The following is a 9,614-nucleotide window of genomic DNA, read 5'->3' as shown; positions in this document are numbered from 1 at the left end:
CCTTGTCAGTGATTCGGGTGACAAATCGGTCAGGAACCGATTTGAACGCTGCTTGCAGCGGCCTCGTAGAGGCGAGGCCCATGGACGGGCCGAGTAACTAGCGCAGCTAACACCCCTGTAGCGTCAAAGACGAAGGAGAATTAGTGCAACTTAAGGCGCGGGCGTATTACCCGGTTAATCCCGCCCACCAGCATCATCAGGCCAGTTTTAGTATAGCCATGCAATGCGACTTGATGCATACGATACAATGAGATGTAAACAACACGGGCAACACGCCCTTCCACCATCATAGATCCGCGCATCAGGTTACCCATCAAGCTACCGACGGTACTAAACTTCGACAGCGACACCAGAGAACCATGATCTTTATAAATGTATGGCTTCAGTGGTTGCTCATTGAGCAATGCTAAAATATTGCTATAACAGCGGCTGGCCATCTGATGCGCAGATTGCGCACGCGGCGGCACAAAACCACCACTTGGCTGTGGACAAGAAGCACAGTCACCAATCGCAAAAATGTTAGGATCTCGGGTCGTTTGCAGTGTCGGCTCAACCACCAGTTGGTTAATACGGTTGGTTTCTAGCCCGGCAATATCTTTCATAAAGTCCGGCGCTTTAATACCTGCCGCCCATACCATCAGATCAGCATTAATAAACTCGCCATCTTTAGTATTCAGACCCTTTTCATCAGCGCTGGTAACCATTGTTTTGGTCAATACTCGCACACCCAGTTTAATCAGTTCCTGATGTGCCGCCGCCGAGATACGTGGCGGTAATGCTGGCAGGATACGTTCACCGGCTTCAACCAACGTGACATTTAGTGCCTGGTTATCCAAGCCCTCAAAACCGTAGCTATGCAGTTGTTTTACCGCATTATGTAACTCAGCAGACAGCTCCACACCGGTGGCACCGCCGCCAACAATCGCGATATTAACTTTGCCTTTCTCACCCGGTTGCGCTGAATACTTCAGGAACAGGTTAAGCATTTCATTATGGAAGCGGTGGGCCTGATGTGGGTTATCGAGGAAGATGCAGTGATCCTTCACGCCCGGAGTGCCGAAGTCATTCGACGTACTGCCCAGAGCGACCACTAATATGTCATAGGATAATTCACGTTTTGTTACCAGCACATCACCGTGTTCATCGCAAATCTCAGCCAGGCAGACAGTTTTGGTTTCGCGGTTAATATCCGTTAACGACCCCAACTGGAAATTGAAATAATGGTTGCGCGCATGGGCCAGGTAGCTCAATGCATCAACACCATCATCCAGAGAACCGGTAGCCACTTCATGGAGCAAAGGTTTCCACAGATGGCTGTGGTTACGATCCACCAGAACAATCTCAGCTTTTTTGCTGCGCCCCAACTTATGACCCAGACTAGTTGCCAGCTCAAGGCCGCCAGCACCACCACCAATAATAACGATTTTTTTCTTCGGCGTTGTCAAAATGACCCCCTAAATGTGAACCAATTGTTAGCTAAGGGTAAATGAATAATATCCTTAGATAACATAGGGTTCGAAGATACCAATTCAATAAACTGGAGTCAGAATATCATGCAGGGTTATTTGGTCATACCAAAATTGATATATATCAACTTTTTTTGATTAAAGTACCAGCAGGAGGATTTTTTCTAGAATAGGTTTCAAATAGTTAGCGTTTAGTCACGGTTTATATTTTTTTTATTGAGTGGAAGATAAAGGCCAGTTTTGCCATTTTTTGGCATAAAAATGGCCTAAAAAAAGCCGGCGAAACACTTTTTTCAAGCCAAGTTGCACAGAACAGTAGGTATTACAATTAACCAGTATTTAACAAAGCCCGATTAATTTGATTATTCATCCCAGAGTTTTAAATGCTTTTATCCGCTGCAAATGAGGTGAAAGATCTTTAAACTTGTGGCCTTGCTTTTCATCCCAGACAATTTCGTAATAAGGATGCAAATCACCGGCAGTGCGCTTGCTATCCAGCATTTCATCATTGCGCGACAACACGACTAAACAGCGATCGCGGTTTTTCTCGCGAAAATCACTGATACATTTACTGGCGATATCGACGTACTCTTCCGGCCGGTCAATTTTACCGCTCATATTGTCTTGCGGATAAAGATTAGGGTTGAAGGCAACCTGCCGGATGCCACACAGAAAACCCACTCGTTCGGCCCAAAAGCCCCCTAACCCCACACCACAAATCAGTGACTTGGCATCGCCACCTTGCTGAATAGCCTTATCCACTTCTTTCAATAAATACTGCATATCATGGCGAGGATGCAAAGTGCTGTAACTGATAAAACGCACATCCGGATCAATGAATTGCAGTTGCAGGACTTTCTCGTGATTGCCAGGGCTGTTGGAATCAAAACCATGTAGATAGACTATCATATTTATCCTCGCGACTTATGTGCATCCCAACGTTCGCTGAGTGCCGTTAATGCCTTATTCGCCTGTTGCCAACGCGGTGATGCCATCAACGCCTGACGGTCAAACTGCCCAGAATGATACAAGCATGCCAGTTGGTCTGCTTTGACTGGCGACAGGTTATCCAACACACTTATCGCGCCCTGACGGTTATTACACACCAAAATCATATCGCAGCCAGCATCCAAAGAGGCTTGCCCACGCTCGGCATAACTGCCCATGATGGCTGCCCCTTCCATCGACAAGTCATCAGAGAAAATGATGCCATCGAACCCTAACTCTTGGCGCAATATGTTTTGGAGCCAGTAAGACGAACCACTGGCTGGACGCGCATCAGCTTCAGTATAAATCACATGAGCAGGCATAATGGCATCCAGTAATCGCCGCGCAATCAGTTCGCGAAATATAACCATATCATGAGTACGGATTTCTGCCAGTGGTCGATTATCCCGAGGCGTCTCTTTATGCGAATCTGCTGTTACCGCCCCATGCCCGGGGAAGTGCTTACCGGTGGTTTTCATACCCGCGCTGTGCATCCCACGAATAAAACACTCTGCCATTTTCAGTGCTTGTTGCGGGTCACTGTGGAATGAACGCTCACCGATAGCCGCGCTGACATGGCCAATATCCAGTACTGGCGCAAAGCTAATATCGATATCCATTGATATCATTTCGGCCGCCATCAGCCAGCCCGCATCTTGTGCTAACTGCGCCGCAGTGGCTGGATCATTGATCGCCGCGAACGACTGAGCCGCAGGTAAGCGGGTAAAACCGTCACGAAAGCGCTGTACCCGGCCCCCTTCCTGATCGACCGCCACCACCAGACGCTCGTGGGACGCAGCCCTTATCTGACGGACTAACTCGCGTAGTTGCTCGGCATCATGAAAATTACGGCTGAATAAAATCAGGCCGCCCACCAGCGGGTGCTTTAAAATCTCACGTTCTTCTGCATCCAGCTCATAGCTGGCAACGTCTAACATCACTGGACCCACGACAACCTCGTAAATTTAATATTAAAAAATCAAAAGGACAGATTAAACCGCTGGCGTAGCGGCACCGTCCATTGCAAAAACTCGCTGTCGCCAGTCTGCTGCCAGCGCACCTCGAACCACATCAACATCAGGTAATCAACCCACGGCACCCAGCGCTGTATCTGACGGGATAAACGATCAATATCAGGGTAACCCTGCTCATTCTGGCAATAGTGCTGTAAAAAAGCCTGTTGCTGGGGCGCTGACCAACTATTGCCACGAAATAGCGCGGCAATATCAAGAGCAATATCGCCATCAGCCGCATATTCCCAGTCAATCAATTTCAGCCCGGAGGGTGTCGCCAAAAGATTTCCGGGATGAATATCCATATGCAGGGGTGCCAGTTTCACCGGTTGCGGCGGTGATCTGCGCAGAAAATGCTGATGCAAGCGTAACCAGCTTGGTGAAAGGCGTTTGGTATCAATCTGCCCGGCATAACGGATGAGCTGACCATGTAAATCCAGTCGATAACCGCTGGCGGGTAGATGATGCAAGCGGGTCAATAGCTGTGCCAACTGACCATTATTCGACAATTCAATGAATTGCGCGCGAGTGACAACGTCACCTTCGAGCCAGTTGACCACCAGCCAGTGTTGATTTGCGGCGATAATAGTGGGTGCCAAATGATGGCCAGCCACATGTCGCAACAACTTGCGCTCCCGCCGCCGCTCCACTCCCAGTTGGGTTTTCTGAACCGATTGTTCACGCGCCAGCCAGTTAATATTTGCAGTCGTGTTTGATGGGTAAGAAATACGCCAACTTTCACCCGTCAGGCCAGATACCGGGCTAATATGCCAATCTGCCTTGATAAAATCGGCTGCATGAATAAAACCGTCAGGGGTAATATCCACCGACGGTTTTATCCTTTCAATAAGCGCATACAGAGAAGGATCAGCGCTTAACTGGGCCATTACCTGACCAGATAATTTCGCCGGTTTGTGTTTGCATCAACTGCATTTCAATGGTGGGTGACTTCACATCACCACTCACATCACTGTAGAGCACATATTGGGCACTGACATAGCGAGCCAGACCAATGGCCTTACTGCGTGAGCCAAGGCTATCTTCTTCTGATAACCCCAATGTTTGCTTGGCAACCGCCAATTGCTGTGGCGAGATCAACACAAACTTTTTGTTTGATGACAGCACTTGGTGCAGTGCCGAGGTGGCTTTCGCCGTTGGTAACCTGCCATTAGTATTATTTTTAACGCTGTCGAGTAACAATATACTGCCGTTTGCCACATCGTTGCTGTTGACCATTTGTGCGACCAAAGGCTCGACACTGGCAGCCCAATCAATAGATTGTTCCATCTTTGGTGGCGGCGGTACGTTGTCTACCGGTGGTGGAGTTTCAGGAACCGGTGGCGTGACAGGCTCGATGGTCACGGGTGGTGTGGTTGGCTCAACAGGTGGCTGAGTGATACACCCCGTCAGCACAAGTGCCGCCAAAGCGACAGATAAATACCTTTTCATTGTCCCACTCCAATAGCGCGATGATAAGAACCGAGCTGTTATAAAAATATAGGGTTATAAGAATAAATAAAGGCGCGCACTACGCGCATTAAAATTATTATTAACTGATTGAATATCCACATCATCATTTGGCGCAATAACGATAAACCGTGGCGCTTCCAGTGGCGGCACATCCAAGCCCTGCGCATCATACCAATAAAAGCGGTAGCTTATTTTTATCGGTTTACTCTGGCTATTGGTAATCACCGAGCGCGCTACATTATTCCCAGATGATGTTGAAATTGCAGGTTGAGAAGCCAAAATACCCGCCGTCAGCACAGACGAATCCATTACCACGGTTTGCTGCTTATTCACCGCAATCCCTTTCGGGCTGCTGCACCCCAGCAATGTCGCAATACACGCAAGCGCCATCACCGGCAATAAAAACGCCTTCACAGGGCGCATAGGCTTACCTCAGTTATAGTCCTGCCATACTTCAAGCTATTTATGTGACAGCAACGAGCCCAACTCACGGCCACCGACCAGATGCATGTGAATATGGTAAACCACCTGCCCAGCATGACGATTGCAGTTGATGATCAGACGATAGCCATCTTCAGCAATGCCTTCCTGCTCTGCAAGTTTAGCAGCCACAGTGATCATTCGACCCAGTGTTGCTTCATGTTCTGCTGTGACGTCATTCACAGTTGGAATAAGAATGTTAGGAATGATTAAGATATGAGTTGGTGCCTGCGGGGCGATATCACGAAACGCGGTCACCAGTTCGTCCTGGTAGACCACGTCGGCAGGGATTTCACGGCGGATAATTTTGCTGAAAATCGTTTCTTCGGCCATTACGCATTTCCTTGATCATGATAAAAATGAGGAATGCGTAGTATGAGCGACAATTTCTATTGATTTCAACCTCAATCATTGAGCGCGGGCATAAGCCGCTGCTTTTTCAAACAAAGCCTGCTCTGGACGAATGCCGGTATACAGCACAAATTGCTCAACCGCCTGAATAGCAAAGACTTCAGCGCCAGTAATAACGATTTTTCCTTGTGCTTTGGCGTAGCTTATCAACGGGGTCATCGCTGGCAGTGCCACCACATCAAAAACCACCTCGGCATGTTCAACCTCAGTTTCAGTAAAAGCCATGCTATCGGCCTCTTTCCCCCCTGACATCCCCACTGGGGTGGCATTGATTAATACATCGGCTTCAACACCCTGCATATCAGGCTGATAGGTGTAACCGGATTGTTCGGCTAATTTTTTACCGGTTTTTTCGTTCGTCGCAATAATAAATCCCTGCTTAAAACCGGCATTTTTTAGTGCAAAAGCCACGGCTTTCGCCATCCCACCACTGCCACGCAGTGCAAAGACTTTATCTGTAGGTACCTGATAACTCTCCAGCAATTTCGCGATGGCGATATAGTCGGTGTTGTACGCTTTCAGATAACCATCAGTATTCACTAAGGTATTAACCGAATTAATTGCTGCGGCAGAGGCATCCAACTCATCTACCATTGGGATAACCGCCTCTTTAAACGGCATTGAAATTGCACAACCTCGGAACCCCAATGCCCGCACACCACCAATTGCCGCGGCCAGATCCGTGGTGGTAAAGGCTTTATACAGGTAATCGAGATCCAGAGCATCGTACAAAAAATTATGAAAACGAGTGCCAAAGTTACTTGGCCTGGCGGCCAGAGAAATACACACTTGGGTATCTTTGTTTATGTAACGGGTCATCTTCTTTCCTCAAATAATCATAGCGTTCTGTCTGCGGCCTTTTCCGATAAGAAGTGCTGAGACACAAACGCTTGCTGTAGTGAAAATTATCGGCTAAAAAGATGATATATAAAACTGCTGAGTTAGACTCAATTGGGTTCCTCTTTTATGGTCAGCCGACGCCTTGAACAGCAATACTTACGCTTATTAAATCAGGTTGGGGCACAGCCAGTTGAGGTTACACTGCAAGAACTTGCGGATAAACTCAGCTGCACCAAGCGCCACATGCGGACATTACTGGTTCAGATGCAACAGGCTGGCTGGTTGAAGTGGCAAGCAGAGGCAGGTCGTGGCCGCCGGTCATATTTGCAACTATTGCGGAACACTCATCAGCTTTTAATTGAAAAAGCGGAACAGTTATTAGATTCCGGTGGTTTTAATGAAGCCATTGCCCTATTGGGCGAAGATAAACAGCTCATTGTCCCCTTGTTGCGGGCTAAACTGGGGTATCGGATACGCGATGACTATCAAGCTCTGCGCATCCCCTACTACCGCACCATGACAAATCTTTACCCCGGCACAGCACTACGCCGCTCTGAGCTGCACTTAGTCCGACAAATTTTTAATGGCCTGACCCGAGTAAATGAGGAAAACGGTGAAGTCACCACCGATTTAGCTCACAAATGGCGAATGATCGACCCATTGCATTGGCGCTTTTATTTACGCCCGGCGGTGCAATTTCATGATGGTCGAGAATTGTCCAGCCGCGATGTCGTCAGTTCATTAACCCGCAGCGCAACTTTGCCGCTGTTTTCACATATTCAAAAAATTAGTTCGCACGGACCACTCAGTGTGGTTATTGAACTTAGCCAAGCGGACCCGCGCCTTCCCCTGTTACTCGCCCATCACAGCGCACTGATTCTGCCGGAAAATCATGCCACACAGCCAGATTTTGCCTCTCACCCTGTAGGAACGGGGCCTTATCGAGTGGCTGAAAATGATAACTGGCACTTACAGATGAAATCTTTTGACCACTATTTTGGTTTTCGCGGCTTGCTGGATGAGGTTGAGGTGCTTATCTTCCCGGATTTGGCCCGCCCGCCCTCTGACACACCTGCCGTGCTATCAGATCAGTTGAGCATGGAGAATATACAAAGTGCCACCTGGCTCAGTTCCAGCATCAGTGATATTGATTATGTTTCTGGGAAAGTTGCCAGCCTGACCGGTAAGCCATCAGATTCAACACAAGAGATGTTTCTGGAACGCGGTGGATATTTTTTGCTATGCGATAGCCGCTCACCGCACTGGCACGATATTAAACAGCGCCGCTGGTTGCGAAAAACGCTCAATCCTTATCATCTTATTCAACAGCTAATTGAATCCATTCGCCCCTTCTGGGTACCCGCCAGTAGCGTCCTACCCACATGGTTTCATGGCATTGATGCAGGAGAAGAGTGCTCTCCTTTTTCAAGTGATATCGCGACAGAATCAGAGGATATGCCGGTATTAACGCTGGCTTATCATGCCCAGCATCCAGAATACTCGATGTTGGTGACTGAAATAACTCATATTCTCGCTGCTCAGGGCATTAAGTTAGATATGATCGAGCTGGATTACACCTCTTGGGCCAAGGGTGAGGCCAAAGCTGATTTGTGGCTGGGCACAGTGAACTTTGCCGTTCCTGAAGAGTGGAATGTTGGCGTATGGCTATTGAGCTCCCAGTTGCTGCGTCAATCCATCACTGGCGGTGATGATGCTGATTTACAGAGCTATCTGCATGATTGGCGCAACCAATCCCTGGGTAGCGAACAATTGATCCGAGAGATCATCGCCAATGGATGGTTGCAGCCATTATTCCATCACTGGATGCGCCTAAAAGCCCCCGAACAAGCCCAAGGCGCGCACTTAAATAATTTAGGTTGGTTTGATTTCCAGACTACCTGGCTAGAGCCTGAATAACATAAATAAAATCCATTCAAAACAAACATTAATCACACAGAAGATAACGTGTGGTTTTTATATAGATATTTAATTTATAGAGGTTAATAACAAAGTGCCCGTAGCGGTGAAAACAAATAGATCGTAAAAACACCTAAAATGATAGCGATGAAACCATGAGAAACTGGCCCTTCTAGACACAAAAAAAGGGAGGCTTTCGCCTCCCCTTTGCACTCCCCATACCTGAATTAATGGTTACGAATGTACTCGTCCATATCTGTTTTCAGGTTATCAGATTTCGTCCCGAAGATAGCCTGAACACCTGAGCCTGCGACGACAACGCCCGCAGCACCCAATTTCTTCAGACCAGCTTGGTCAACCTTGGACACATCAGCCACGCTGACACGCAGACGTGTGATACATGCATCCAGGTTAGTGATGTTTTCTTTACCACCAAATGCTGCTACCAGTGCTGCTGACATTTCAGTGCCACCCTGTACAGTTTGCTCTGTCGTCGTGTCTTCACGACCCGGTGTTTTCAAATTCAGTTTGGCGATCAGTACACGGAAGATGGTGTAGTAGACCAGACCGTAGCAAATACCCACCAGAGGGAACAACCAAATACGGCTGCTATTACCACTCAGTACCACGAAGTCAATCAGACCGTGGGAGAAGCTGGTACCGTCACGCATCCCAAGCAGGATACAGATTGGGAAGGCCAGGCCTGCCAGAATTGCATGGATAACATACAAAATTGGCGCCACGAACATGAAGGAGAATTCGATTGGTTCGGTGATACCGGTTAGGAATGAGGTCAGTGCTGCGGAGATCATGATCCCGCCCACTTTTGCCCGGTTTTCCGGCTTAGCAGAATGCCAAATAGCAATTGCTGCTGCTGGCAGACCGTACATTTTAAACAGGAAACCACCAGACAGTTTACCCGCAGTTGGGTCACCCGCCATGTAACGAGGAATGTCACCGTGGAATACCTGACCCGCTGCGTTGGTGTATTCACCAATTTGCATTTGGAATGGTACGTTCCAGATATGGT

General features: G+C 48.1%; 10 protein-coding genes. 1 reads left to right on the top strand and 9 read right to left on the bottom strand.

The annotated features are described in order from the left end of the window. Window positions 1–140 precede the first annotated feature (140 nt). From ACNSO8_RS03085 to ACNSO8_RS03050, 8 genes are all read right to left on the bottom strand, one after another. A complete protein-coding gene (locus tag ACNSO8_RS03085; RefSeq protein ID WP_005170669.1) occupies window positions 141–1,445 on the bottom strand; it encodes an NAD(P)/FAD-dependent oxidoreductase in 1,305 nt (434 codons plus the stop codon). 387 nt (window positions 1,446–1,832) lie between these two features. Next, complete coding sequence (ycfP, locus tag ACNSO8_RS03080; RefSeq protein ID WP_019079786.1) at window positions 1,833–2,375, bottom strand: alpha/beta hydrolase YcfP; 543 nt, start codon at window positions 2,373–2,375, stop codon at window positions 1,833–1,835. A gap of 2 nt (window positions 2,376–2,377) precedes the next feature. Further along, window positions 2,378–3,403 (bottom strand): beta-N-acetylhexosaminidase, encoded by a 1,026-nt coding sequence (nagZ, locus tag ACNSO8_RS03075; RefSeq protein WP_263699708.1) that lies wholly within the window; start codon window positions 3,401–3,403, stop codon window positions 2,378–2,380. A 29-nt stretch (window positions 3,404–3,432) separates the two neighbouring features. Continuing rightward, window positions 3,433–4,353, bottom strand: coding sequence for a thiamine kinase (gene thiK / locus ACNSO8_RS03070; RefSeq protein WP_082245378.1), 921 nt, complete (start codon window positions 4,351–4,353; stop codon window positions 3,433–3,435). Beyond that, on the bottom strand, window positions 4,334–4,915 hold the full coding sequence (gene lpoB, locus ACNSO8_RS03065; RefSeq protein WP_019079789.1) for a penicillin-binding protein activator LpoB: 582 nt from the start codon (window positions 4,913–4,915) through the stop codon (window positions 4,334–4,336). Before lpoB ends, thiK begins: the two co-directional genes overlap by 20 nt. Window positions 4,916–4,969: 54 nt before the next feature. After that, window positions 4,970–5,359 carry a YcfL family protein gene (locus ACNSO8_RS03060; protein ID WP_411928867.1) on the bottom strand — a complete coding sequence of 130 codons (390 nt, stop codon included), beginning with the start codon at window positions 5,357–5,359 and terminating at the stop codon, window positions 4,970–4,972. A 36-nt stretch (window positions 5,360–5,395) separates the two neighbouring features. Beyond that, window positions 5,396–5,749 (bottom strand): purine nucleoside phosphoramidase, encoded by a 354-nt coding sequence (gene hinT / locus ACNSO8_RS03055; RefSeq protein ID WP_004873877.1) that lies wholly within the window; start codon window positions 5,747–5,749, stop codon window positions 5,396–5,398. Window positions 5,750–5,824: 75 nt separating this feature from the next. Beyond that, window positions 5,825–6,646 carry a shikimate 5-dehydrogenase gene (locus tag ACNSO8_RS03050; RefSeq protein ID WP_057621250.1) on the bottom strand — a complete coding sequence of 274 codons (822 nt, stop codon included), beginning with the start codon at window positions 6,644–6,646 and terminating at the stop codon, window positions 5,825–5,827. Between the two features lie 147 nt (window positions 6,647–6,793). On the opposite strand from ACNSO8_RS03050, the gene ACNSO8_RS03045 reads away from it, so the two are divergent. Continuing rightward, window positions 6,794–8,584, top strand: a complete 1,791-nt coding sequence (locus ACNSO8_RS03045; RefSeq protein WP_418393790.1) for an SgrR family transcriptional regulator — start codon at window positions 6,794–6,796, stop codon at window positions 8,582–8,584. Window positions 8,585–8,811: 227 nt separating this feature from the next. Here the strand turns inward: ACNSO8_RS03045 and ACNSO8_RS03040 are convergent. Continuing rightward, a partial coding sequence (locus ACNSO8_RS03040) for a PTS transporter subunit EIIC (protein WP_418393789.1) occupies window positions 8,812–9,614 on the bottom strand: 803 nt, incomplete at its 5' end.

The organism is Yersinia sp. LJYL362 (assembly GCF_048323875.1).
Note: the sequence above shows the minus strand (reverse complement) of the source record. Positions and strands in the feature narration are given on the sequence as shown.